Here is a 26,156-nt window from a genome sequence, read left to right on the forward strand (position 1 = left end):
GCCTATCCCCCGTGCACGGAGTCGGCGTCGGAGTCGTCGAGGCGGTACTCCTGCGGCTCGGCGTCGTAGGAGTACAGCTCGGCGTAGCGGCCCCAGTCGGTGGCCGTCTCCAGCTGGCGGGCGACCTGCTCGCTGGTGAAGTGGTGGGCGAGTACGTCCCGGAAGAACCCGGCGCGCAGCGTCCCGTCGGGGTTCTGGCGCAGGCTGCTGACGATCAGCCGGACCAGCGGGGCGTGCTGTGCCGCCGCCGCGAAGATGGTCTTGGACCGCTGGACGTCGGCGCCCGCGAAGGCGGTTCCGGTGTCGGTGAGGAGCAGGTCGTCGCCGTGGACGCGGGCGAAGCCGAGCAGGTCGAGGGCGTCGACCAGGGGCAGTACGTCGTCGACCTCCAGGCCGAGGTCGTCGGCGAGGTCGGCGAGGTCCGCGCGCCCGTCGCGGTGGGCGATCATCTCGGCGAGACCGGCGATGCCGTCCACGCTCGCGGTGGGCAGCGGGGTGTTGGCGGGGGTGCGCTTCTCCAACTCGACGGCCTCCGGCGCCTCCGCGCGACCCGGCGTACGGCCCTCCTTCTGGCGTCCGGTCATGGTCCGGTAGACCCGGTCGATCAAGTCCTCGAAGGCGGCCGAGTCGCGGTCGCGCGGGCGGTCCAGGCCGACCTCGAAGACCTCGCGGATCGTGCCGTAGGGGCGGGCGCCGAGGACGACGATGCGGTCGGCCATCAGCACGGCCTCCTCGATGTTGTGGGTGACCAGCACGATCGCCCGGGTCGGGAACTGGCCCGACTCCCACAGCTCCATCAGCTCGCCGCGCAGGTTCTCCGCCGTCAGGACGTCCAGTGCGGAGAACGGCTCGTCCATCATCAGGACGTCCGGTTCGACGACCAACGCCCGTGCGAAGCCGACCCGTTGGCGCATCCCGCCGGACAGCTCCTTCGGGTACGCCGACTCGAAGCCGTCCAGGCCGATCAGGTCGATGGCCTGCCGGGCGGCGTCCGCGCGCTCGGCGGCGCCGACTCCCTTGGCCTCCAGGCCGAGTTCGACGTTCTGCTGGACGGTCAGCCAGGGCAGCAGGGCGAAGGTCTGGAACACCATCGCCGTGCCCGGGTTGGCGCCGGTCAGCGGGGTGCCCTTGTAGGCGACGGTGCCGGAGCTGGCGGGGACGAGTCCGGCCAGGCAGCGCAGGAGGGTGGACTTGCCCGAGCCCGACTTGCCGAGCAGGGCGACGACTTCACCGGCGCGGACCTGGAGGTCGATGCCGGACAGCACGGGCAGTTCGCGGTCGGCGCCGGCGTAGGACTTGGTCAGGCCGACGGTCTCCAGCAGGACGTCGCCGTCCACGGGGCGGGAGTTGGCGGGGGCCGGGGTGGTGGCGCGCAGGCCGCGCAGGGCGTTCAGCACCATGACGTGCTCCAAGTTGCTTGAGAGGGAGGGAAGTTCAGAGGGAGTAGCGGGCCTCGGCCAGCCGGTACAGGCGGCGCCACAGCAGCCGGTTCAGCCCGACGACGTACAGGCTCATGACGGCCACACCGGCGATGAGATGCGGGTAGTCGCCGCTCTCGGTGGCCTTGGCGATGTAGGCGCCCAGGCCGGTCGCGGTGAGCGTCGTGCCGCCGAAGGTGACGACCTCGGAGACGATCGAGGCGTTCCAGGCGCCGCCGGACGCGGTGATGCCACCGGTGACGTACGAGGGGAAGATGCCCGGGATGATCAGCCGCTTCCAGCGCTGCCATCCGACGACCCCGAGGTCGTCCATGGCCTCGCGCAGGTCGGTGGGGATGGCCATGGCACCGGCGATGGAGTTGAAGAGGATGTACCACTGGGCGCCCAGCGCCATCAGCAACGTGCCGCCGATGTTGATCGACAGGCCGGTCTTCAGGAAGAACCAGACCGCCAGCGGGAAGAGGAAGTTGGCGGGGAAGGAGGCCAGCACCTGGACGACCGGCTGGGCGATCCGGGTCAGCCGGGGCGAGAAGCCGATCTTGACGCCGATCGGCACCCAGACCACCGTGGCCAGGGCGACCAGGATCAGGACCCGGGTGAGGGTGGCCAGGCCCAGCAGGAGCGGCTCGCCGAAGACGCCGAGGCCGGTGCGGTCGTAGAGATAGCGGCCGAGGTCGGTCAGGCCCCACAGGATCAGCCCGCCGGCGACCAGCGTGAAGACCACGTCCCCGGTGCGCCGGCGCGCGGGGTCGACGGTGAGCGGCCGGTCGTCCGTGCCCAACAGCCGCCCCGCGCGGCCCAGTCCGCGTCCCACCGGGCGCAGCACCCGGCCGAGGAGCTGCGGCCAGTGCGAGCGGCGCAGGAAGTCCAGGACGACCGAGCGCTGGACCTCGGTGGCCTCGGACTGCTCGTTCTTGAACTTCTCCGCCCAGGCCGTCAGGGGCCGCCAGAACAGGAAGTTCACGCCGATGACCATCACGGCCATGGTGAGGATCGCCCAGCCGACCCGGCCCAGGTCTCCATCAGTGATCGCGGCGCCCGCGTAGGAGCCGACGCCGGGCAGCGCGTACTGCTGGTTGTTGACGCTGATGGCCTCCGAGGCGACCAGGAAGAACCAGCCGCCGCCGAAGCTCATCATGCCGTTCCAGACCAGGCCGATCATCCCGGCCGGGACCTCGACCTTCCAGAACCGCATCCACCGGGTGAAGCCGAACGACCGTGACAGTTCGTCGAGTTCACGCGGCAGGGAGGTGAGGGAGTAGTAGAAGCCGAACGTCATGTTCCAGGCCTGCGAGGTGAAGATCGCGAAGATCGACGCGCACTCCAGGCCCAGCATTGAGCCAGGGAACAGGGCGATGAACCCGGTCACGGCCACGGTGAGGAAGCCGAGTACGGGGACGGACTGGAGGATGTCCAGTGCAGGGATCAGGATGCGTTCCAGGCGGCGGCTCTTGGCCGCCGCGTAGGCGTAGCCGAAGGTGAAGGCGACGGACAGGGCCAGTGCCACGAACATCCGCAGCAGCGAGCGCGCCGCGTCGTACGGCAGCTGCGACGGGTCGGTGTCGACCTTCACGTTGTCGTGGGTGCTGAAGGCGACGGTGGTGCCCTGGCCGACGCGCAGGACGGCGTAGAGCAGGACGAGGACGGCAGCGGCGACGGCCGCGTCCACCCAGGAGAACTGCGACAGCCGGCCCGTCAGGGGCGTGCGTGCCGCCCTCTCGGGGTGCTGGGTGTCGGTACGGAACGACATCACGGAAGACCTCCGCCCACACTCTGGGCATGCCGTCCTGGCCCGGCCGCGGCGGACGCGCCGACGGCAGGGCAGGGCTCACCCACACAGCGCGGGATGGTGAAAGGCGGGGAAGGGAGTCAGCGAGTGCCCAGGAGGCAGCGCGGACTGGGAGGGTCGTCGCCCATGGCCGCCTCCGTTCCGTGACGTGAATGTGCCTCGTGCGCCTGTTCGACGAGCACACGGGACCCGACTCGAAGAGTGTGCCTCTTGTTGCGTCGATACGCAAATAAGGTGGGAGCTGCGGGGGCTGTGGCGGCTACAGGCCAACGTCCCGGCTGCGGATGTCGTCCAGGGACTCGCGGCGCACGAGGAGGCGGGCGAGGCCGTCGCGTACGGCGGCCACGGGCGGGCGGCCGACGAGGTTGTAGCCGGAGGCCATGGACAGGTGGTAGGCACCGGCCACGGGTACGGCGAGCAGGTCGCCGGGGCGGATGTCGCCCGGCAGTTCGACGTCGGCGGCGACGATGTCGCCCGCCTCGCAGTGCCGTCCGACGACGGTGACCCGGGCGGGGGCGGCCGTGCTGTGCCGACCGACCAGGCGGGGGGTGTAGCGCACGCCGTACAGGGCCGGGCGCGGGTTGTCGCTCATGCCGCCGTCGACAGCGACGTACACGTGCGAGCCCGTGTGCTTGACCGCCAGAACGTGGTAGAGCGCGACGCCCGCCGGGCCGACGACGGCCCGGCCCGGTTCGATGATCAGGCGCGGGACGGGGAGGCCGGCCGTGGAGCAGGCGGCGGAGAGTTCGGCGCGGACCCCGCGGGCCAGCGCGGTGAGGTCGAGAGCCTCCTCGCCGGGGCGGTAGGCGATGCCGTGGCCGCCGCCGAGGTCGAGTTCGGGCAGGACCAGTCCGTGCTGTTCGTGCAGCTGGGCCATGAGGCCGACCATGCGGCGTACGGCGGCGAGGTACGGCTTCACGCTGGTGATCTGTGAGCCCAAATGGCAGTGCAGGCCGGTGAGTTCGAGCTGCGGCTGGTCCAGGACGCGGGCGATGGCGTGCTGGGCGTAGCCGTCGGTGATGGAGAGGCCGAACTTCTGGTCGTCCGTGCCGGTGCGGATCTTCTCGTGGCCGCCGGCGCTGATGCCGGGCACGACCCGGACCATCACCTTCTGGTGTCCATCGGCGCCGACGGCGGCGGCCAGCCGGGCGATCTCGGAGGGGCTGTCGATGACGATCCGGCCCACGCCCAGGCGCAGGGCGGTCTCCAGGTCGCGCGGGGACTTGGCGTTGCCGTGCAGCGTGATCCGCTCCGGCGGGAAGCCGGTGGTGACGGCGAGTTCCAGCTCACCGGCGGAGCAGACGTCGAGGCCGAGTCCTTCCTCCGCCACCCAGTGGGCCATGGCCCGGCACAGGAACGCCTTGGCCGCGTACAGGATCTCGGCGTCGGGGAAGGCGTCCCGGTAGGTGCGGCAGCGGTCGCGGACCTCGGCCTCGTCGAGGACGTGGACGGGGGTGCCGAAGCGGTCGGCGATCTCCGCGAGCGGTACGCCGCCCACCGCGAGGTCGCCGTGCCGGGGCCCGGTGGTCGAGGCGGGCCACACCGCGAGGTCGGCGGTGGTCGCCGTGGCTGTGGGTTCGTGAACCGTGGTCATCGTGTCGTCCCCTCTCAGACGGTCCGCAGTGCGGGTACGGGAGCGGCGGGCTCGACCGGTGCGGGAGCCGGGGCCGAGAACAGCGGGTCCACCGTGACGGCGGTGACGCCGAGCGGGGCGGTCAGTGCGCGCAGGGCGGTCTCGGCGAGGCGGATCCACGCCTGGTCGGGGCCGAGGGTGGCGGTCAGCCGGTGCGCGGAGGTGAAGCCGACGGCCGTACGGTCGCCGAGCGGGGTGCGGAAGAGCCGGGCCGCGCACCCGGAGGGACCCGGCCGGACCGGGACGTAGAGGGGACCGGCCGGGAAACGATCGGAGGGTTCCGGATCGTCGTCCTGGAGGGGTTCTGACATGGGATGTCTCCTGGAAGGCGGGGAGCGGGTGATGTCCGGCGGCCCTGGTCGCGGGGAGGCGGACCGGGGCTCGCTCTCGACGTTATGCCCGCCGCACCCGGCTCCCGGGCGGGCCCTGACGGGACGCTGACGGCGATCCGGGCGACCTTGACGGAGCGCTGACGCGGCTGGTGGGAAGGCGTGGGGCGGCCGTCAGGGGTGCGGCAAGAATGGGCGCGATGGCTGGCCGGGAGCGGCCGGGCGGCGGTGTGATGGGGGCGGTACATACGCCTCAGGGCGTGGCCGCCGCCGGCAAGTCCGGCTGCTGTGACCGGCGTTCGGGGGCCGTTCGTACCGTCAGGACCATCGTGAGGCCGCCGCCCGGGGTGTCCTCGGCGTGGAGGGTGCCGCCCACCGCCTCGACGAAGCCGCGGGCCACCGCCAGGCCCAGGCCGACGCCCGCGCCCCGGGGGGAGTCGCCGTGTCGCTGGAAGGGTTCGAAGATACGGTCCTTGGCATCGTCCGGGACGCCGGGGCCGCGGTCGACGACCCGGACCTCGACGCGGTCGGCGAGGGCGCTCGCCGCGACCAGGACCTTCTCGTCGGGCGGGCTGTACTTGACTGCGTTCTCGACGACGTTGGCGACGGCGCGCTCCAGGAGACCCCGGTCGACGTGGACCATGGGCAGGGTCTCGGGGATGTCCAGTTCCACGCTGTCCTCGGGGACCCCGCCGAGCGCCATGGGCACGACCTCGTCGAGGTCGGTCTCCCGGACGATCGGGGTCACCGTGCCGGTCTGGAGGCGGGACATGTCGAGGAGGTTGCCGACCACGTGGTCGAGCCGGTCGGCGCCCTCCTCTATGGCCGCCAGCAGCTCCGCCCGGTCCTGCTCGGACCACTCGACGTCGTCGGAGCGCAGCGAGGTCACGGCGGCCTTGATTCCGGCCAGCGGGGTGCGCAGGTCGTGGCTGACGGCGGCGAGGAGGGCCGTGCGGATGCGGTTGCCCTCGGCGAGTTCCTTGGCCCGGTCCGCCTCGTGCTGGAGGCGCTGGCGGTCCAGGACGACGGCGGCCTGCGCGGCGAACGCGGCCAGCACCCGGCGGTCGGCGGCGGGCAGCACCCGGCCGCGCAGGGACAGCGCCATCAGCTCGCCGACGGGTACGTCCACATCCGCCTCGTCCGGGTTCTCGGCGGGGCCGGGTCCCACGCTGCCCGCGCAGGTCCAGGGCTCCGTCTCCCCGGTGCGCTCCAGCAGGGCCACGGACTCCATGCCGAAGGTCTCGCGGACCCGTTCCAGCAGCGCCTCCAGGGTCGTCTCGCCGCGCAGGACGTTGCCCGCGAGGTAGGAGAGGATCTCCGACTCGGCGCGCAGCCGGGCGGCCTGCTGGGTGCGGCGGGCGGCGAGGTCGACGACGGAGGCCACGGACACGGCGACCCCGACGAAGATCGCGATGGCGACGATGTTCTTCGGGTCGGCGATGGTGAACGTGTGGACGGGCGGGGTGAAGTACCAGTTGAGCAGCAGCGAGCCCGCGACGGCGGAGCCCAGCGCCGGGAACAGCCCGCCCAGCAGGGCCGAGGCGACCGTGAGCGTCAGGTACAGCAGCATGTCGTTGGCGAGGCCGACGTCGGGGGCGACGCCGGTGAGCAGCCAGGTCAGCAGGACGGGGCCGAGTACGCCGACGAGCCAGCCCCAGATGACCCGGGAGCGGCCGAGCCGCGCGCCCCGGGTCACCGGCAGGCCCCGGCCCTTGCCCGCCTCGTCGTGGGTGATGAGGTGGACGTCGAGGTCGGGGCCGGAGTCCCGGGCGACCGTCGCGCCGACGCCCGGGCCGAAGACGTACTGCCAGCTTCTTCGGCGCGAGACGCCGAGGACGATCTGGGTGGCGTTCACCCCGCGTGCGAAGTCCAGCAGGGCCACCGGGATGTCCTCGCCGACGACCTGGTGGAAGGTGCCGCCGAGGTCCTCGACGAGGGTGCGCTGGACGGCCAGTTCCTTCGGGGAGGCGGCGGTGAGGCCGTCGCTGCGGGAGATGTAGACGGCCATGACCTCGCCGCCCGCGCCCTTCTCGGCGAGCCGGGCGGCGCGGCGGATCAGCGTACGGCCCTCGGGGCCGCCGGTGAGGCCGACGACGATGCGTTCGCGTGAGCCCCAGATCGCCGAGACCTGGTGTTCGCTGCGGTACTCGGTGAGGTACGCGTCGACCCGGTCGGCCACCCACAGGAGGGCGAGTTCGCGCAGGGCGGTGAGGTTGCCGGGGCGGAAGTAGTTGGAGAGGGCCGCGTCGACCTTGTCGGACTTGTAGATGTTGCCGTGGGCCATCCGGCGGCGCAGGGCCTGCGGTGACATGTCGACGAGTTCGATCTGGTCGGCCCGCCGGGCGACCTCGTCGGGGACGGTCTCGCGCTGGCGCACCCCGGTGATGGACTCGACGACGTCGCCGAGCGACTCCAGGTGCTGGATGTTGACGGTGGACACGACGTCGATGCCGGCCGCGAGGAGTTCCTCGACGTCCTGCCAGCGCTTGGTGTTGCGGGAGCCGGGGATGTTGGTGTGGGCGAGTTCGTCGACGAGGGCGACCTGGGGGCGGCGGGCCAGGACGGCGTCGACGTCCATCTCGGTGAAGACGCTGTCCCGGTAGGCGAGTTCGCGGCGCGGGATCTGCTCCAGGCCGTGCAGCATCACCTCGGTGCGCGGCCGGTGGTGGTGTTCGACGAAGGCGACCACGCAGTCCGTGCCGCGCTCGATACGGCGGTGCGCCTCGGAGAGCATGGCGTAGGTCTTGCCGACGCCGGGTGCCGCGCCGAGGTAGATCCGGAGCTTGCCGCGTGTCATGTCATCCCTCGAAGCGGTAGCCCATGCCGGGCTCGGTGATCAGATAGCGGGGGTGGGCGGGGTCCGTCTCCAATTTGCGGCGGAGCTGGGCCATGTAGACGCGCAGGTAGTTGGACTTGTTGCTCTGCGAGACGCCCCACACCTCCTGGAGGAGGTGTTTCTGGGTGATCAGCCGGCCGGGGTTGGTCACCAGGATCTCCAGCAGGTGCCACTCGGTCGGGGTGAGCCTGATGTCGCGCTCGTCCCTGACGACCTTCTTGGCGAGCAGGTCGATGCTGAAGTCGGCGGTCTCGACGAGCGCGGTCTCGGGGACGAGGGGCGCGTCCTCGGTGCGGCGGACGGCGGCCCGCAGCCTGGCGAGGAGTTCGTCCATGCTGAACGGTTTGGTGATGTAGTCGTCGGCGCCCGCGTCGAGCGCGGCCACCTTCTCGTCGGAGGCCTGCCGGGCGGACAGCACCAGGATGGGCATCCGGCTCCAGCCGCGCAGGCCCTTGATGATGTCGACGCCGTCCATGTCGGGCAGACCGAGGTCGAGCAGGACGACGTCGGGCTGACGGGCGGCGGCGAGCCGGAGGGCGGTGGCGCCGTCGGGGGCGGCGTCCACTCCGTAGTGACGTGCCTGCAAGTTGATGACGAGGGCCCGTACGAGTTGCGGGTCGTCCTCCACCACGAGCACCCGGGTCATGGGTGTGTGCCTCTCCTGTCGTACGGGCCCTGGCATACGGGTCCTGTCGTACGGTTCCTGTCGTTCGGGCTGCACGGTGGCGGGAGCCGGCGGGCCGAGGGTGCTCCTCGTGTCCGCCGGCTCCCGCTTCCCCGGTCTCCCGCGCCGTCAGCCCTTGGCCACGAGGGCCTTGAGCGCGATGTTGAGTTCGAGGACGTTCACCCTGGGCTCGCCGATGAAGCCGAGCGTGCGGCCCGAGGTGTGGTCGTCGACCAGCTTCTGGACCTGGGCGACGGTCAGGCCGTTCTTCTCGGCGATCCGGTGGACCTGGAGGTCCGCGTAGGCCGGGGAGATGTCCGGGTCGAGACCGGAGCCGGAGGAGGTGACCGCGTCGGCGGGGACCTCGGAGGGCTTGACGGTGTACCCGGCCACGGAGTTGTCCTTGACGACCTTCGCCTTGGCCTCGTCGACCTGCTTGAGCAGGTCCTTGCTGTCGGCGGAGAGGTTGGTCGCGCCGGACAGCAGCAGCTTGTACTGCGTGTTGACCGAGTTTTCACCCAGGCCGTTGGCGGGGCGGGGCTGGAAGTAGTCGAGGCTGTAGCCCTGTTGACCGATCAGGGACGAGCCGACGACCTTCCCCTCGTACGAGACCTCGGAGCCGTTCGCCTTGTTGTTGAAGAGCGCCTGGGCCACACCTGTGACGGCCAGCGGATAGATCACACCTGTGAGCACGGTCAACACGAGCAGCGCCCGCAGGCCCGCGCCCAGCAACCGGGCGGTGTTGGTTACGGAGTTGTTCATGGCGATCAGCCGATTCCGGGGATGAGGGAGATGAGCAGGTCGATGATCTTGATGCCGATGAACGGCGCGATCAGCCCGCCGATGCCGTAGATGGTGAGGTTCCGCCTGAGCATCCGGTCGGCGCTGACCGGCTTGTACTGCACGCCCCGCAGGGACAGCGGCACCAGCGCGATGATGATCAGCGCGTTGAAGATGACCGCCGACAGGATCGCGGAGTCCGGCGAGGACAGGTTCATGATGTTGAGCTTGTCCAGGCCCGGGTAGACGGCCGCGAACAGCGCCGGGATGATCGCGAAGTACTTCGCGACGTCGTTGGCGATGGAGAACGTCGTCAACGCGCCCCGGGTGATGAGCAGTTGCTTGCCGATCTCGACGATCTCGATCAGCTTCGTCGGGTTCGAGTCGAGGTCGACCATGTTGCCGGCCTCCTTCGCGGCCGACGTGCCCGTGTTCATCGCCACGCCGACGTCCGCCTGCGCGAGCGCCGGGGCGTCGTTCGTACCGTCGCCCGTCATCGCGACGAGCTTGCCGCCCGCCTGCTCCCGCTTGATGAGCGCCATCTTGTCCTCGGGAGTCGCCTCCGCGAGGAAGTCGTCGACGCCCGCCTCCTCGGCGATCGCCCTGGCGGTCAGCGGGTTGTCACCCGTGATCATGACGGTCTTGATGCCCATGCGGCGCAGTTCGTCGAACCGCTCCCGCATGCCCTCCTTGACGACGTCCTTGAGGTGGATGACGCCCAACACCCTTGCTCCGTCGGCGTCCTCGACGGCCACCAGCAGCGGCGTACCGCCCGCCTCGGAGATCCGGTCGGTCAACTGCTGCGCGTCCTGGGCGACTTCGCCGCCCTGCTCCCGGACCCAGGCGACGACCGAACCGGCCGCGCCCTTGCGGATCTTGCGCCCGTCGACGTCCACGCCCGACATCCGGGTCTGGGCGGTGAAGGCGATCCACTCGGCTCCGGCCAGCTCGCCCTGGTGGCGCTCGCGCAGCCCGTACTTCTCCTTCGCCAGGACGACGATTGAGCGGCCCTCGGGCGTCTCGTCGGCGAGCGACGACAGCTGGGCGGCGTCGGCCAGTTCGGCCTCCGTCGTCCCGGGCACCGGCACGAACTCGGAGGCCTGGCGGTTGCCGAGCGTGATGGTGCCGGTCTTGTCGAGCAGCAGCGTCGACACGTCACCGGCGGCCTCGACTGCCCTGCCGGACATGGCGAGGACGTTGCGCTGGACCAGCCGGTCCATGCCCGCGATACCGATCGCGGAGAGCAGCGCGCCGATCGTGGTCGGGATCAGGCAGACCAGGAGGGCGACCAGCACGACCATCGTCAGGTGGGTGCCCGCGAAGTCCGCGAAGGGCGGCAGGGTGGCGACGGCCAGCAGGAAGACGATCGTGAGCGACGCGAGCAGGATGTTCAGCGCGATCTCGTTCGGCGTCTTCTGCCGGGCGGCGCCCTCGACCAGGGCGATCATGCGGTCGATGAAGGTCTCGCCGGGCTTCGTCGTGATCTTGATGACGATCCGGTCGGACAGCACCTTCGTACCGCCGGTGACGGCACTGCGGTCGCCGCCCGACTCCCGGATGACCGGGGCGGACTCGCCGGTGATCGCGGACTCGTCGACCGAGGCGACGCCCTCGACGACGTCACCGTCGCCGGGGATGATGTCGCCGGCCTCGCAGACGACCAGGTCGCCGATGCGCAGCTCGGTGCCGGGAACCTGCTCCTCGGAGTCGCCGGTGAGCCGGCGGGCGACGGTGTCGGTCTTGGCCTTGCGCAGGGTGTCGGCCTGGGCCTTGCCGCGGCCCTCGGCGACGGCCTCGGCCAGGTTGGCGAAGATGACGGTCAGCCAGAGCCAGGCGCTGATGGTCCAGCCGAACCAGTCGCCGGGGTCCTTGAAGGAGAACACCGTCGTCAGGACGGACCCGACGAGCACCACGAACATCACGGGCGACTTGATCATCACCCGCGGGTCGAGCTTGCGGCAGGCGTCCGGCAGCGACTTCAGCAGCTGCTTGGGGTCGAACAGGCCGGCACCGACCCGGCCCTCCTTGTGGCCGGTCGGGACGTCCTGGTGGGGCGCCCGGGTGGGAGTGGCTGTGGACATCGCGTCCTCTGACTTCTGGGTACGGGTGGAACGGGTCGTCCGGGTCGTCATGACGCCAGCCCCTCGGCCAGCGGCCCCAGCGCGAGCGCCGGGAAGTAGGTCAGACCGGTGATGATCAGGATGGCGCCCACGAGCAGGCCGGTGAACAGCGGCTTCTCGGTGCGCAGGGTGCCCGCGGTGACGGGCACCGGTCGCTGCTCGGCGAGCGAGCCGGCCAGCGCCAGCACGAACACCATCGGCAGGAAGCGGCCGAGCAGCATGGCAAGCCCGAGCATGGTGTTGTACCAGTCGGTGTTCGCGTTCAGCCCGGCGAAGGCCGAGCCGTTGTTGTTCGCCGCCGAGGTGAAGGCGTACAGCACCTCGGAGAACCCGTGCGCGCCCGAGTTCAGCATGGAGTTCTGCGGGGTCGACAGCGCCATGGAGGCGGCGGTGAAGACGAGGACCAGGGCGGGCGTGATGAGGATGTAGCAGGCCGCGAGCTTGATCTCGCGGGTGCCGATCTTCTTGCCCAGGTACTCGGGCGTACGGCCGACCATGAGCCCGGCGATGAACACCGCGATGATCGCCATGACGAGCATGCCGTAGAGGCCGGAGCCGGTTCCGCCGGGTGCGATCTCGCCCAGCATCATGCCGAGCATCGTGATGCCGCCGCCGAGACCGGTGAAGGACGAGTGGAAGGAGTCCACCGCGCCGGTCGAGGTGAGCGTGGTCGACACCGCGAAGATCGACGAGGAGCCGACGCCGAAACGGACCTCCTTGCCCTCAAGGGCGCTGCCCGCGGCCTGGAGCGCCGGGCCGTGGTGGGCGAACTCGGTCCACATCATCAGGGCGACGAAGCCGAGCCAGATGGTGAACATCGTGGCGAGGATCGCGTAGCCCTGCTTGACCGAGCCGACCATCACACCGAAGGTGCGGGTCAGCGCGAACGGGATCACCAGGAGCAGGAAGATCTCGAACAGGTTGGTGAAGGGTGTCGGGTTCTCGAAGGGGTGCGCGGAGTTGGCGTTGAAGTAGCCACCGCCGTTGGTACCGATCTCCTTGATCGCCTCCTGCGAGGCGACCGCACCGCCGTTCCACTGCTGCGACCCGCCCATGAACTGGCCGACCTCGTGAATGCCGGAGAAGTTCTGGATCGCCCCGCACGCCACCAGCACGATCGCGGCGACGACGGACAGCGGCAGCAGGATGCGTACGACACCGCGCACCAGGTCGGCCCAGAAGTTCCCCAGCTCACCGGTGCGAGAGCGGGCGAAGCCCCGGACGAGGGCCACGGCCACCGCCATGCCGACGGCCGCCGAGACGAAGTTCTGGACGGCGAGACCGGCGGTCTGCACGACGTGACCCATGGTCTGTTCGCCGTAGTACGACTGCCAGTTGGTGTTGGTCACGAAGGACACGGCCGTGTTGAACGACTGCGCCGGGTTGACCGACTCGAAGCCGAGCGAGCCGGGCAGGACGCCCTGGAGCCGCTGGAGCAGGTAGAGGAAGAGGACGCCGACGGCCGAGAAGGCGAGGATGCCGCGCAGATACGCGGGCCAGGTCATCTCGGTGTCGGGGTTGGCGCCGATGCCCTTGTAGAGCCACTTCTCCGCACGCAGGTGCTTCTCGGAGGAGTAGACCTTGGCCATGTAGTTGCCGAGGGGGATGTAGACGAGCGCCAGGGCGGCGATCAGGGCGACCAGTTGCAGGACGCCCGCGAGTACGGGACCCATCTGTGGCTCAGAACCTCTCCGGGAAGATCAGGGCGAGGACGAGATAACCCAGCAGGACGACGGCCACGACGAGGCCGACGATGTTCTCGGCGGTCACAGCTTCGTCACCCCCTTTGCGACGAGGGCCACCAGTGCGAAACCGACGACGGTGGCTACGACGAAGGCCAGATCGGCCATCGCGAACTCCTGGAGTGAGGTTCGGTGAACAGGGACGATTCGAGGAAAGCGCTCTTTGGCCGGTTCGGGCCGTCCGTTGACGGCTCTCTTACGGCGCCGCCCGCGGCTTTGACGGGTCTCTTACGGACCTGACCCGCACCGCCATGAGGACCCGCGACCCGGGTCACGGCAGCCGGAAGCGGAGCCGGCAGATCACCGCGTCCGTCTCCCGCCGCACGGCGTACGCGACGACCCCACCCCGCTGGTTCTGCAGCAGCCGCTGCCAGAACCGCTCGGGCTCCGTCTCCGGGATCAGTACGGTGACGCGGGTGCCCGGCTCGGCGGCGGCCACCTCGCGGACGTAGGCGGCCAGGGGTCGGCCCAGACTCCGGCGCTCGCTGGTGAGCCGGACGAGTGTCACACCGGGGTCCCACTCGGCCCAGGAGCGCTCCAGGGCGTGCAGGGCGGCCCGGTCCTCGGGGTCCGGGTGGCACACGGTCACCGCGCGGACCTCGTCGCCGAGGGAGGAGGCCGCCGTGAGGGCCTCCGATGTCAGCCGGGACAGGGAGGAGACGGGGACGATCACCAGCGAGCGTTCGCGGTGCGGGGTCTCCGGGATGCGGCCGAGGCCGAGGCGTTCGCCGATCCGGACGTAGGCGCGGTGCACGGTCTCGAAGGCGACCACGAGCAGGGGCAGGGCGATCACTATCAGCCAGGCGCCCTCGGTGAACTTCTCCAGCGTGACGACGACGGTCGCGACGCCGGTGAGCAGCGCGCCGAAGCCGTTGAGCAGGGCCTTGCCGCGCCAGCCCCGCCCGCGTTCCAGGAGCCAGTGCCTGACCATGCCCACCTGGGCGATGGTGAAGCCGACGAAGACACCGATGGCGAACAGCGGCACGAGCGTGTTGGTGTCGCCGCCGGAGAACACCAGGAGCAGGGCGGAGACGGCGGCCAGGGCCAGCACGCCGTGCCGGTGGACCTGGCGGTCGGCCTTCAGGGCGAAGACGTGCGGCGCGTAGTTGTCGCGGGCCAGCAGCTTCAGCAGCACCGGAAGGCCGCCGAAGGACGTGTTCGCGGACAGCGCGAGCAGCACCATCGTGGCGAACTGGATGACGTAGAAGGCCCAGTTGTGGCCGAGGGAGGCGTCCGCGAGCTGGGCGAGGACGGTGACGCCGTCGACCGGCTGGAGATGGAAGCGGCCGATGAGGACCGACAGCCCGATGAGCATCAGGCCGAGGACGGCGCCGAGGGCGACCTCCGCGCGCTGGGCGCGTTTGGCGCGCGGGACCCGGAAGGAGGGGACGGCGTTGGCGATGGCCTCCACGCCGGTCAGTGCGGCACAGCCGGAGGCGAAAGCCTTCAGCAAAAGCAGCGCGCCGACGGTGGTGGCGTTGTCGGAGAGCACCGAGGCATGCCCGCCCGCGGTCACCGTGCTGACCGGTCCGTCCCGGAAGAGGCCGACGGCGATCAGTACGAAGATCGAGCCGACGAACACGACCGTCGGCACGATGAACGCCTTCGCCGACTCCACGATCCCGCGCAGGTTGACGCCCGTGATCAGCGCCAGCACGGCCAGGCACAGCCACAGCCGGTCGTCGTACAGGGACGGGAACGCCGAGGTCAGGGCGGCGACACCGGCCGTGACCGCAACCGCCACGTTGAGTACGTAGTCCAGCACCAGCGAGGCCGCCGCCACCAGACTCGTCCGCGCCCCCAGATGGGTCTTCGCCACGGCGTACGAACCCCCGCCGTCCGGGAAGGCCGCGATGACCTGCCGGTAGGAGGCGACCAGCACCGCCAGGAGGGCGGCGATGGCCAGGGTGACCGGCATGGTGAAGCCCAGTCCGTGCGCACCGGCTGCGGCCAGGACGAGGACGATCGCCTCGGGGCCGTACGCCACCGATGCCATCGCGTCGAGGGAGAGCGCGGCGAGGCCGGTGACGGCGGTCAGCCGGTGGCGTTCACCGGCGTCCGGGATGTCGGGCGGCTCGGCTGCGGCGGGGGCCGGCCCCGGATCGGTGGTCAGGACAGGCATGGACACGTGCTCCTTGGACGATGGGCCCGCGCACGCGGGGAGGCGGTGCGCGGGTGCGCCCAGGTTCTGTCCGCCGGGAGCGGCGATCGACGGTTCCTTGCGCCTTCTTCGCGCCGGATCCCCTTACCTTGACGTGGTCTTGACGCCGGCGTGATCCGTACGACCCGGGAGTGCGCGTCAAGGAGGAACAGGCCCCGCGTCAGAGTCGCGTCAAGGCACGGGACCGGGGGCGCTCCCGGTACCTACCGTCGGCCACATGAGACGCGCCGACGAGGAAGTGACGCACGACCACAACTGGGCCGGGGACCTGCGCGGCGCGGTCCGCTGCTCGGTGCTGCTCCTGGCCCTGCTCCTGCTGATCGACTGGGGCGACGGCAGCCTGACGGTCGTACGGGTCCTGCTGTGGCTGTCGCTCGCCCTGCTGCTGTTCCTCGTGCTGTACCCGCCGCGGGTCGCCGTGGGCCCGGGCTGGCTGGCCTCGCGCGGACTGCTGCGGGAGCGGCGCGTGCGTACCGACCTGCTGGTGTCGGTGCGCTGCCTGGACGGAGTCGCCCAGCGGCTGGTGCTGCGGGATACGGCGGGCGACCGGGTCGAGATCGATCCCCGGGTGCTGGTGAACAACCCCGACCTGTGGCACCGGCTCGACGAGGACGCCCGTACCTCGGCGGCCTCCGGGTCGCTGACCTGCGGGGAGACGGCGCTGCGGCGCATGTCGGAGCGGGTCGACCGGGAGACCGCGCAGATCGTGTTCAAGGTGTCTGGCATGGAGTAGGAGGCGCCGGAGCGGGCACCGACTGCCCGCCGCCTCTATAACGCCGGCGCCACCGGCAGGGACAGCACCATCGTCAGGCCGCCGCCGGGGGTGTCCTCGGGGGCCAGCGTGCCGTTCATGGCCTCGGTCAGACCCCGGGCGAGGGCGAGCCCGAGGCCGAGGCCGGTGGTGTTGTCGGTGTCGCCGAGCCGCTGGAAGGGTTCGAAGAGGCGTTCCCGGCCGTCGGGGGGCAGACCGGGTCCCCGGTCCACGACCCGCAGCTCCACCCGGCCCGCCAGGGCACTGGCGGTGACCAGCACCTTCCGTCCCACCGGGGTGTGCCGGGCGGCGTTGCCGACCAGGTTGGCGATCACCCGTTCCAGCAGCGGCGGGTCGACCAGCAGCGCCGGGATCTTCTCCAGGTCGGCCACCTCCACGCCCGGGACGTCGGCCAGCGCCATGGGCAGGACCTCCTCCAGGGTGGTGGTGCGCAGGTTCAGGGTGAGGGCGCCCGCCTCCAGGCGGCTGAGGTCGAGGAGGTTCTCCACCAGCCGGTTCAGCTTGGCCATGGACTCGTCGGCGGTGGCGAGGAGTTCGTCGCGGTCCTCCGGGGAGAACTGCACGTCCCGGCTGCGCAGCGAGGTCACGGCGGCCCAGCCGGCGGCCAGCGGGGTGCGCAGGTCGTGGCCGACGGCCCGCAGCAGCGCCGTACGCAGCCGGTCGGCGGCCTTGACCGGTTCGACCTCGGCGGCGGCCTCAGCGAGCCGGGCGCGTTCCACGGCCGAGCCCACATGGGCGGCGAACGCGGCGAGGACGCGCCGCTCGGACGACGACAGGGTGCGGCCCCGCAGCGCGAGGAAGGCGCCCGGGCCGGCCGGCACGGCGGTCAGTCCGGCCGCGTCGGGGGACTCGTCCGTCAGGTCCGCCGACTCCATGCCGAAGGTCTCGCGGGTCCGCTCAAGGAGGGCCGGGATGGTGGCCTCGCCGCGCACGATGCTGCCCGCGAGGGACGACATGGTCTCCGCCTCGGCCGTGGCGCGGGCGGAGCGGCGCGACAGGCGCAGGGAGCGGTCCACGACGGCGGCCACGGTGGCCGCGACGACGGCGAACACCGCCAGCGCGAGGAGGGCGTTGGGGTCCTCCAGGGTGAACTGCCCTATGGGCGGGATGAACCAGTAGTTGAGCAGCAGGGACGCCGTCACGGACGCGATCACCGCCGAGGTGACGCCGCCTATGCAGGCCACGCCGACGACCGTGAGCAGGAAAAGCAGGGCCTCGCTGGTCAGGTTGAGGGTGCCCCTGAGCTGGGCGAGGGCGATCGTGAGGAGCACCGGCAGCACCAGTCCGGCCACCGGGCCCGCGATCAGCCGGGCCGTCGACAGGGTGCGTCTGCGCGAGGGCGGCAGGGTGCCGCGGCCGGCCCGTTCGTGGGTGACCCGGTGGACGTCGATGTCGCCGGACAGGGCGGTCACGGTCTCCCCCGTGCCGGGCCCGGTGAGGAAGCGTGCGAACCGGCCCCGGCGGCTGGTGCCGAGGACGAGCTGGGTGGCGTTCTCCGCGCGGGCGAACTCGACCAGGGTCGTGGCGACGTCGTCGCCGACCACCGAGTGGTAGCTGCCGCCCAGGTCCTCCACCAGCCTCCGCTGCCGGACCAGCGAGGCGTGCGAGACCCCGGCGGCGAGGCCGTCGCTGCGTGCCACATGGACGGCGAGCAGGTCGCCGCCCGCCGACCGGTCGGCGATACGGGCGGCCCGCCGGATCAGGGTGCCGCCCTCGGGGCCGCCGGTCAGCGCGACGACGACCCGTTCCCGGGTCTCCCACACCCCGCCGATGCCGTGCTGCGAGCGGTACTCCTGCAGCGCCTCGTCGACCCGGTCGGCGACCCACAGCAGGGCCAGCTGGCGCAGGGCGGTGAGGTTGCCGGGGCGGAAGTAGTTGGCGAGGGCCGCGTCGACCTTCTCCGGCGCGTAGACGTTGCCGTGCGCCATCCGGCGGCGCAGCCCCTCTGGCTCCATGTCCACCAGCTCGATCTGCCGGGCCCGCCGGACGACCTCGTCCGGGACCGTCTCGTGCTGGGGCACCCCGGTGATCTTCTCGACGACGTCGTTGAGGGATTCCAGGTGCTGGATGTTGAGCGCGGTGACGACGTCGACACCGGCGTCGAGGAGGGTCTCGATGTCCTGCCAGCGCTTGGGGTTGCGGCCGTCGCCGGGGATGTTGCTGTGCGCGAACTCGTCGACGATCGCGACCTGCGGGCGCCGGGCCAGCACGGCCTCCAGGTCCATCTCCTCGAACCGTCCACCCCGGTAGAGGCAGGAGGTCCGGGGGACGGTCTCCAGGCCGTCGAGCATCGCCTCGGTGCGCGGACGCCCGTGGCACTCGGCGAACCCCACCACCACATCGGCCCCGCGCGCGGCACGGCGCCGCCCCTCGTCGAGCATCCGGTAGGTCTTGCCGACCCCCGGGGCCGCCCCGAGGTAGACCTTCAGCCGTCCGGGCCGTACGTCACTCATCGCCGCCGACGCACTCCGCTCACTGCCTCAACTCCCTTGTGTGGCCGGGACTCCCCTGTGGCCGGGTTCCCCTCCCAAGAAACCCGCTGTACGGGGCGGCCCGCGCGCTTGTTAGCGGTTCCTTGGCGTCGGCCGCGGCGACCTTGACACCGTCTTGACGGGGGCCGGGCCCTATAGGGTGAACGTCGGTGTGCCGGGAAGTCTGGTCGGCCGGGGTGCCAGAGCGGCTTCCCGAGAGCCCCCAGGGGGACGGCATGCGCGGCGTCGGTACGGTTCTCGCCCTAGTGGTCCTGGCCACGGTGGTCGCCACCTTCGCGCGCCGGTGGCGCATCCCCGCGCCCTCGCTGCTGGTCGTCGCCGGTCTGGCGGTGGCACTGCTGCCGGGCACCCCGCGGATCGGGATCAGCCCCGAGATCATCGGCCTGGTCGTGCTGCCCCCGCTGCTGTACGCGAGCGCGGAGGACATGCCCTGGCGGGAGCTGCGCGCGGTGTGGAAGCCGGTCGGCGTCCTCGCCATCGGCCTGGTGCTGGCCTCGGCGGCGGCCGTGGCGGCGGTGGCTGCGCTGGTGACTCCGCTGTCGTGGCAGATGGCGTTCGTGCTGGGCGCGATCCTGGCCAGCACCGACCCGGTGGCGGTCACCGCGCTCGGCCGCCGTCTCGCGCTGCCGCCCAGGGTGCAGGTGCTGGTGCAGGCGGAGAGCCTCTTCAACGACGCGACCTCGCTGGTCCTGGTCCGGGTCGCGGCGGGCATCGCCGTGGCGTCCGCCGCCGCGAACTGGGGTGCGGCGGGCACCGAGTTCCTGGTGCTGGCGGGCGGCGGCACGGTGATCGGGGCGGCGGTGGCTGGGGTGATCGCCCTGATCCGGCGGCGCACCGAGGACCCGGTGCTGGAGACGGTGATCGCCCTGGTCACCCCGTACGCGGCGTATCTGCTGGCGGAGGTCGCGCACACCTCGGGAGTCACGTCCTGCGTGGTGGCGGGCGTGGTCCTGGGCGGCCGGGGCGAGCGGCTCACCAACGCCCGGATCCGCCTCCAGCTGCACGCCGTCTACGGCACGGTCGTGTTCCTCCTGGAGAGCGTGGTGTTCAGCCTCATAGGGCTCGCCCTGCCGACCCAGGTACGGGCCCTGGACGACGGCGACAGGGCCTGGCCGCTCTACGCCCTCGCCGTGGCCGCCACGCTCATCGCCGTCCGCCTGCTGTGGCTGGCGCCGCTGTCGGCGGTGGTCCAGCGCAAGGGCGGCATCGGGCGGGTGAACTGGCGGGTGCCGATGGTGCTGACCTGGGCCGGCACCCGCGGGGTGATGCCGCTGGCCGCCGCCCTGTCCATCCCGGAGCTGATGAAGGACGGCACCCCGCTCGCGGACCGGCCGCTGGTCCTGGTCCTGACCACGTCGGTCGTGGTCGTCACCCTCGTCGTGCAGGGCTTCAGTCTCGCCCCGGTGGTCCGCCGGTCCGGGCTCGCCCTGGAACCGGCCCACACCGCGCGCGAGGAGGCGGCGGCGCGGTCGCGGCTGGCCGGGGCGGGGATCGCCCGGCTGGACGAGCTGGCGGAGCTGGAGGTGGTGCCCGAGGTGGTCCTCGACCGGCTGCGCCGGGGGCTGACGTCGCGGATGGAGGACGCGGACGGGGAGTCGAGCGAGTCCGTCGAGCGGGTCTACCGGCAGCTCCGCCGGGACCTGATCCTGATCGAGGCCGCTGAGCTGCAGCGGCTGTACGACGATCATGCGATCAGTGACACGACTCGGCGGCGGCTGCAGCGGGGGCTGGACCTGGAGGAGGCGCGGTTGGCGGAGTAGCGCCGGGTTCTTCGTCTGCGGGTGCGTGGGGGCCGGGTGCGCGGTTCCCCGCGCCCCTGAGGGGGTTGCCGTGCCCCGTGCCTCATTCGTCAGGTGCACTCCCTCAGCCTCGTTCGCAGTTGCGCCGGCGGAACGCCGTCCCGCGTCAACCCGGCGTCAGGGAAAGCCTCCTGTCGATCAAGGACGCGTCAGGGCCGGTCCGGGCCCGGCGAAGGGCGTCGTAGCGTCGCCACGGGCCCGTCGTCCCGGCGAGATCCGCCTCGGCGGCAAGGGCCCGCACTCCCCCACCACAGGAGAAGACGCAGAACATGACCACCACTGTGCCCGGCACTCTGGCCCCCACCACCACCGTCGCCGGGCCGGACGACGGGCGGCGGGCCGATGCCCGTGAGAAGGACATCATGCGGTTCCGGACGGTGTCCGGGCCCGACCTCACCACCCGCAACGACGCCTACCTGGCCTGGCAGCGGGACCGCGAAGAGGCCGATCTGTGGCCCTACTTCCGCCGCTACGACACCGCGCTCGGCCCCCGCGCCACCGCCGTGTCCGACACCGGTGTGATCACCGACGGCCCCAACTTCGGCGGGCAGGACTACCTGTCCCTCACCGGCCACCCGGCCGTGCTCGACGCGGCGCACCGGGCCCTGCGCGACTTCGGCCCGATCACCGCGGGCTCCCCCGCCCTCGGCGGCGCCAACCCGATCAGCAAGGCCCTGGAGGCCGGGCTCGGCGAGGCGCTGCGCACCGACCACGTGGCGCTGTTCCCGACCGGCTGGGCCTCCGGGTTCGGCACCATCCGGGCGCTGATGCACCGGCGCGACCACATCCTCCTCGACAGGCTCTCCCACGACTCGCTGCGCCAGGGCGCCGCCGCCAGCGGGGCGACCGTCGAGTTCTACCGGCACCTCGACAACGACGACGTGCGCCGGCATCTGGCGGGCATCCGCGCCACCGACACCAGGAACGCCGTCCTCGTCGTCACCGAGGGTGTCTTCTCGATGGACTCCGACACCCCGCGCCTCGCCGAACCCCTCGCTGTCTGCCGGGAGTTCGGCGCCCAGCTGATGGTCGACGTCGCGCACGACTTCGGTGCGATGGGCGAGCACGGCGGCGGGCAGCTGGAGGTGCACGGCATCCTCGGCCAGGTGGACTTCGTCGTCGGCGCGTTCTCCAAGACGTTCGCCACCACCGGCGGCTTCCTGGCGACGCCGTCCGCGTCCGCGCGGGAGTACGTGCGGATGTTCGGCGGTCCGCAGACCTTCTCCAGTGCCATCACCCCCGTACAGACCGCTGTGGCTCTCGCGGCGCTGGGCATCGTGACCTCGCCGGAGGGCGCGCGGCGGCGGGCGTCCGTCGCGGCGGTCGCCACCCGGCTGCGCGACGGGCTGACGGCGCGCGGTCTCGAGGTCATGGGCGACGTGGTCTGCCCGGTCGTCCCGGTGCTCATCGGCGACACGCCAACCGGGCGCGTCGCCTCGGGGCTGATCGCCCGGGCCGGGCTCATCGCCCACCTCGTGGAGCAGCCCGCGGTGGCCTCCGACGCGGCCCGCTTCCGTATGCAGGCGATGGCCGACCACAGCGACCGGGACGTCGACACCGCCGTCGAGATCCTCGACACCTGCATCCGCCGGGCCCGGCGGACGACGGTCGGCGCCCACTGAGCAACGGCGCACGTCCACGGCCGGGCGGGACCCACCCGCGGGGGTCCGCCCGGCCGGCGGCAGGGAGGAGGTATGTCGACCCGGCCACGCGTAACGGAGTCTTGACGCGCTCCGAGCGCTCTCCCGTGGGCCCAGGCGTCACTCTCTGCTTACGCTGGTGCGGCCGTCCGCGTGATGGCCCGATCTCCGCGCCTACCCACGCACCAGGAGCACGCCGATGGCCATCACCGAACGACCACAGCGGCGTCTACGCGCATGGATGCTGGAGGGCCTGTCCGACATGGGCAGGCCGGCCGGCCACACCGGGCCGCACGCCCAGCCGGCCCCCGCCCACAAGGGCCAGCCCTGGTACCGGGTCATGTGCCTCACCGGTGTCGACTACTTCTCCACGCTCGGCTACCAGCCGGGCATCGCCGCCCTCGCGGCCGGGCTGCTCTCCCCGGTCGCGACCATCGTGCTGGTCATAGTCACCCTGGCCGGCGCCCTGCCGGTCTACCGGCGGGTGGCCGAGGAGAGCCCGCACGGCGAGGGCTCCATCGCCATGCTGGAACGACTGCTGTCCTTCTGGAAGGGCAAGCTGTTCGTCCTGACACTGCTGGGCTTCGCCGCCACCGACTTCCTGATCACCATCACCCTGTCGGCCGCCGACGCCTCGACCCACCTGGTCGAGAACCCGCATCTGACCAGCGCGCTGCACGACAAGCAGGTGCTGATCACCATGATCCTGGTCGCGCTGCTCGGCGCGGTCTTCCTCAAGGGCTTCCTGGAGGCCATCGGCGTCGCGGTGGTCCTCGTCGCCGTCTACCTCGGGCTGAACGTCGTGGTCATCGCCGTCGGCCTGGAGCATGTCGTCACCGAGGGCCATGTGATCACCGACTGGTCGACCGCGCTGACCGCCGAGCACGGCAATGTCTTCGTGATGGTCGGCGTGGCCCTCATCGTCTTCCCGAAGCTCGCGCTCGGTCTGTCCGGCTTCGAGACCGGCGTCGCGGTGATGCCGCACGTCAGGGGCGACGACACCGACACGGAGGAGAGCCCGAAGGGCCGCATCCGGGACACCAAGAAGCTGCTGACCGCCGCCGCGGTCATCATGAGCGTCTTCCTGATCGCCACCAGCTTCATCACCACGCTCCTCATCCCGGAGAAGGAGTTCGAGTCGGGCGGCCAGGCCAACGGCCGCGCGCTCGCCTTCCTCGCGCACGAGTATCTGGGCGGCGCCTTCGGCACGGTCTACGACGTGTCGACGATCGCCATCCTCTGGTTCGCGGGCGCCTCCGCGATGGCCGGCCTGCTCAACCTGATGCCGCGCTACCTCCCCCGCTACGGCATGGCCCCGCACTGGGCCCGCGCCGTGCGCCCCATGGTCATCGTCTTCACCCTCATCGGCTTCCTCGTCACCTGGATCTTCGACGCGGACGTGGACGCCCAGGGCGGCGCCTACGCCACCGGCGTACTGGTCCTCATCAGCTCGGCGGCGATCGCGGTGACCATCGCCGCCCGCAAGGCAGGCCAGCGCAACTGGACCATCGGCTTCGCGGTCATCTCGGCCGTCTTCCTCTACGTCACCGTCGTGAACGTCATCGAGCGGCCCGACGGTGTGAAGATCGGCGCCTGCTTCATCGCGGGCATCATCCTGGTCTCGCTGCTCTCCCGGCTGGCCCGCGCCTTCGAGCTGCGGGTGACGAGCATGGAGCTGGACCCGATGGCGGAACGATTCATCCGGGACATGGCCAGCCGGAAGATCCGCTTCATCGCCAACGAGCCCGACCAGCGCGACAAGGCCGAGTACCGCGACAAGATCGAGCAGATCCGGCAGGACAACGACATGCCGGAGCAGGAGGACTTCGTCTTCGTCGAGGTCACGGTCACCGACCCCTCCGAGTTCGAGGCGAGTCTCACGGTCCGCGGCGAGGTGCTGCACAACCGCTACCGGGTGCTGACCCTGGAGTCCGCCTCCATCCCCAACGCCCTGGCCGCCCTGCTCCTGCACGTCCGCGACACGACCGGGCGCACCCCGCACATGTACTTCGAGTGGACCGAGGGCAGTCCCTTCGCCAACTTCCTCCGCTTCTTCCTCTTCGGCCAGGGCGAGGTCGCCCCGGTCACCCGGGAGGTCCTGCGCGAGGCGGAACCGGACCGCGCCCGCCGCCCGCGCGTCCACACCGGCTGAGCCCCGGCATCGCGTCAGCGCTCGACCGGCTCGGCCTCCCGGTCGAGCGCGAGCGGCTGGGCCGCGTAGGTGATGCGGACGACGCCGTCGGCATGCCGCTCGGTGTCACCCCGTACACCGAAGACGTCCCGGAGGAGGTCCGGGGTCAGTACCTCCAGTACGGGGCCTGCCGCGACCACTTCGCCCTCGTGCAGGACGACCAGGTGGTCGCACAGGCGGGCGGCGAGGTCGAGGTCGTGCAGGACGGCCAGGGTGGTGATCCCGGTGGAGCGGATCAGGTCGAGGAGTTCGAACCGGGCTCTGATGTCCAGGTGGTTGGTGAGTTCGTCAAGCACCAGCAGCTCGGGGCGCTGGGCCAACGCCCGGGCGAGCAGGACGCGTTGGCGTTCACCGCCGGACAGGGTGGTGTAGTCGCGGTCGGCGAACGGGGTGACTCCGCAGCGGGCGACGGCGTCGGCGACGGCCTCACGGTCCTCGGCGCCGTCCCGGCCCAGCAGACCGTGATGGGGCGTCCGGCCGAGGGCGACGATCTCGGTGACGCTCAGCCCGGCGGTGGTGCCGGAGTCCTGGAGGACGGCGGCGGTACGGCGGGCGGCGGTGCGGGCGGACAGCTCCCACACGTCGTCGCCGCCCACCCTGACCACTCCGCCGGCCGGGCGCAGCGAGCGGTAGACCGAGCGCAGCAGGGTGGACTTGCCGCTGCCGTTGGGGCCGACGAGCCCGACGATGTCGCCCTTGGCGGCCTCCAGGTTGACCTCGCGGAGGATCGGGCGGCGGTCCAGGGAGACGTGAAGCCGGTCGACGGTCAGTTTCATACGGTGTCCAGGCCCTTGTTGCGGCGCAGCAGCCACAGGAAGAAGGGGGCGCCGAGGAGGGCGGTGAGGATGCCCAGCGGCAGTTCGTTGGGGCGGGTGAGGGTGCGGGAGAGCAGGTCGACGAGGACCAGGTAGATCGCGCCCAGGAGTGCGGTCAGGGGCAGCAGTCTGCGGTGGTCGGCGCCGGTGGTGAGGCGGACGAGGTGCGGGATCATCAGGCCGACGAAGCCGATGCCGCCCGCGACGGCGATGACGGTGCCGGTGAGCAGGGCGCTGATGACGAGCAGGATCGCGCGCAGCCGGTTGACGTCCACGCCGAGGGCGGTCGCGGACTCGTCGCCCGCCAGCAGGGCGTTGAGGCGCCGGCCGAACAGGGTCAGCACGACGGTGCTGGTCAGGACGACCACGGCGACGGTGGGCAGCTGGTCCCACTGGGCACCGGCGACGCTGCCGAGCATCCAGAACATCACCGTCCGCAGCTCGGTGGGCGTCGCGAGCAGCTGGACGAAGCTGGTCAGCGAGAGGAGGACGTAGCCGACGGCGACTCCGGCCAGGACCAGCCGGGTGGGGGCCAGCCGGCCCCGCCGCTGTCCCAGGGCGAACACCAGGACACCGGCGGCCAGTGCGCCGACGAAGGCCGCGCCGGACACCCCGAGCCCGCCGAGTCCGCCGAGGGCCGCGCCGCCGAGGGTGATGACCAGGACGGCGCCCAGGGAGGCACCGTACGAGAAGCCCAGGACGATCGGGTCGGCGAGCGGGTTGGAGACCAGGGTCTGCAGCACCGCACCGACCACCGCGAGGCCCGCGCCGACCAGGGCGGCCAGCAGGACGCGGGGGGCGCGGAAGGTCCACACGATCTGGTCGAGCGCCGGGTCGTCGGTGGCTCCCCCGCTGGTGAGGTGACGCAGGAGGATTCCCCACACGTCACCGACCGGGATGTTGACCGCGCCGATGCTCACCGCCACCACCATCACGGCGACGAGCACGGCGAGC

At 71.5% G+C, this 26,156-nt stretch carries 18 protein-coding genes; 4 read left to right on the forward strand and 14 right to left on the reverse strand.

The genetic code is table 11. From position 1 onward, the window contains the following. Positions 1-2 precede the first annotated feature (2 nt). The 11 genes from CW359_RS01840 to CW359_RS01890 form a co-directional block, all read right to left on the reverse strand. Entirely contained in the window at positions 3-1,400 is a 1,398-nt protein-coding gene (locus tag CW359_RS01840; protein WP_198655039.1) for an ABC transporter ATP-binding protein, read from the reverse strand. A 34-nt stretch (positions 1,401-1,434) separates the two neighbouring features. Next, positions 1,435-3,189 carry an ABC transporter permease gene (locus CW359_RS01845; RefSeq protein ID WP_105967882.1) on the reverse strand — a complete coding sequence of 585 codons (1,755 nt, stop codon included), beginning with the start codon at positions 3,187-3,189 and terminating at the stop codon, positions 1,435-1,437. A 298-nt stretch (positions 3,190-3,487) separates the two neighbouring features. Beyond that, on the reverse strand, positions 3,488-4,822 hold the full coding sequence (gene lysA, locus CW359_RS01850; protein WP_105967883.1) for a diaminopimelate decarboxylase: 1,335 nt from the start codon (positions 4,820-4,822) through the stop codon (positions 3,488-3,490). A 14-nt stretch (positions 4,823-4,836) separates the two neighbouring features. Next, the gene (locus tag CW359_RS01855; protein WP_105967884.1) at positions 4,837-5,172 is read right to left on the reverse strand and encodes an SAV_915 family protein; all 336 of its coding nucleotides are present in this window, start codon (positions 5,170-5,172) and stop codon (positions 4,837-4,839) included. 271 nt (positions 5,173-5,443) lie between these two features. Beyond that, positions 5,444-7,987: a sensor histidine kinase gene (locus CW359_RS01860; RefSeq protein WP_105967885.1), complete on the reverse strand. Its 2,544-nt coding sequence runs from the start codon at positions 7,985-7,987 to the stop codon at positions 5,444-5,446. Position 7,988: 1 nt separating this feature from the next. Next, entirely contained in the window at positions 7,989-8,672 is a 684-nt protein-coding gene (locus CW359_RS01865) for a response regulator (RefSeq protein ID WP_105967886.1), read from the reverse strand. 147 nt (positions 8,673-8,819) lie between these two features. Then, positions 8,820-9,452 carry a potassium-transporting ATPase subunit C gene (locus tag CW359_RS01870; protein ID WP_105967887.1) on the reverse strand — a complete coding sequence of 211 codons (633 nt, stop codon included), beginning with the start codon at positions 9,450-9,452 and terminating at the stop codon, positions 8,820-8,822. Between the two features lie 5 nt (positions 9,453-9,457). Further along, positions 9,458-11,551: a potassium-transporting ATPase subunit KdpB gene (gene kdpB / locus CW359_RS01875; protein WP_105968207.1), complete on the reverse strand. Its 2,094-nt coding sequence runs from the start codon at positions 11,549-11,551 to the stop codon at positions 9,458-9,460. Positions 11,552-11,598: 47 nt separating this feature from the next. Next, complete coding sequence (kdpA, locus tag CW359_RS01880; RefSeq protein ID WP_105967888.1) at positions 11,599-13,263, reverse strand: potassium-transporting ATPase subunit KdpA; 1,665 nt, start codon at positions 13,261-13,263, stop codon at positions 11,599-11,601. 7 nt (positions 13,264-13,270) lie between these two features. After that, positions 13,271-13,360: a K(+)-transporting ATPase subunit F gene (kdpF, locus tag CW359_RS01885; RefSeq protein WP_105967889.1), complete on the reverse strand. Its 90-nt coding sequence runs from the start codon at positions 13,358-13,360 to the stop codon at positions 13,271-13,273. A gap of 243 nt (positions 13,361-13,603) precedes the next feature. Next, on the reverse strand, positions 13,604-15,454 hold the full coding sequence (locus CW359_RS01890; RefSeq protein WP_105967890.1) for an APC family permease: 1,851 nt from the start codon (positions 15,452-15,454) through the stop codon (positions 13,604-13,606). A gap of 256 nt (positions 15,455-15,710) precedes the next feature. Between CW359_RS01890 and CW359_RS01895 the strand changes: the two genes are divergently transcribed. After that, the gene (locus tag CW359_RS01895) at positions 15,711-16,226 is read left to right on the forward strand and encodes a hypothetical protein (protein WP_105967891.1); all 516 of its coding nucleotides are present in this window, start codon (positions 15,711-15,713) and stop codon (positions 16,224-16,226) included. 35 nt (positions 16,227-16,261) lie between these two features. Here CW359_RS01895 and CW359_RS01900 read toward each other — a convergent pair whose 3' ends face one another. Continuing rightward, entirely contained in the window at positions 16,262-18,718 is a 2,457-nt protein-coding gene (locus CW359_RS01900; protein ID WP_105967892.1) for a sensor histidine kinase, read from the reverse strand. Positions 18,719-18,972: 254 nt separating this feature from the next. Here CW359_RS01900 and CW359_RS01905 point away from each other — a divergent pair, with 254 nt between their 5' ends. The 3 genes from CW359_RS01905 (at position 18,973) to CW359_RS01915 (ending at position 24,348) form a co-directional block, all read left to right on the forward strand. Beyond that, on the forward strand, positions 18,973-20,517 hold the full coding sequence (locus tag CW359_RS01905; protein ID WP_105967893.1) for a Na+/H+ antiporter: 1,545 nt from the start codon (positions 18,973-18,975) through the stop codon (positions 20,515-20,517). Positions 20,518-20,825: 308 nt separating this feature from the next. Beyond that, on the forward strand, positions 20,826-22,178 hold the full coding sequence (locus CW359_RS01910) for an aminotransferase class I/II-fold pyridoxal phosphate-dependent enzyme (RefSeq protein ID WP_105967894.1): 1,353 nt from the start codon (positions 20,826-20,828) through the stop codon (positions 22,176-22,178). A gap of 217 nt (positions 22,179-22,395) precedes the next feature. Further along, positions 22,396-24,348 carry an APC family permease gene (locus CW359_RS01915; protein ID WP_105967895.1) on the forward strand — a complete coding sequence of 651 codons (1,953 nt, stop codon included), beginning with the start codon at positions 22,396-22,398 and terminating at the stop codon, positions 24,346-24,348. Between the two features lie 14 nt (positions 24,349-24,362). On the opposite strand, the gene CW359_RS01920 is transcribed toward CW359_RS01915, so the two are convergent. Further along, positions 24,363-25,163: an ABC transporter ATP-binding protein gene (locus tag CW359_RS01920; protein ID WP_105967896.1), complete on the reverse strand. Its 801-nt coding sequence runs from the start codon at positions 25,161-25,163 to the stop codon at positions 24,363-24,365. Continuing rightward, positions 25,160-26,134 carry a FecCD family ABC transporter permease gene (locus CW359_RS01925; RefSeq protein WP_105968208.1) on the reverse strand — a complete coding sequence of 325 codons (975 nt, stop codon included), beginning with the start codon at positions 26,132-26,134 and terminating at the stop codon, positions 25,160-25,162. The genes CW359_RS01920 and CW359_RS01925 overlap by 4 nt, the downstream gene beginning before the upstream one ends. Positions 26,135-26,156 lie beyond the last annotated feature (22 nt).

This window comes from Streptomyces geranii (assembly GCF_002954775.1).
In the GTDB taxonomy this organism is placed as follows: Bacteria; Actinomycetota; Actinomycetes; order Streptomycetales; family Streptomycetaceae; genus Streptomyces; species Streptomyces geranii.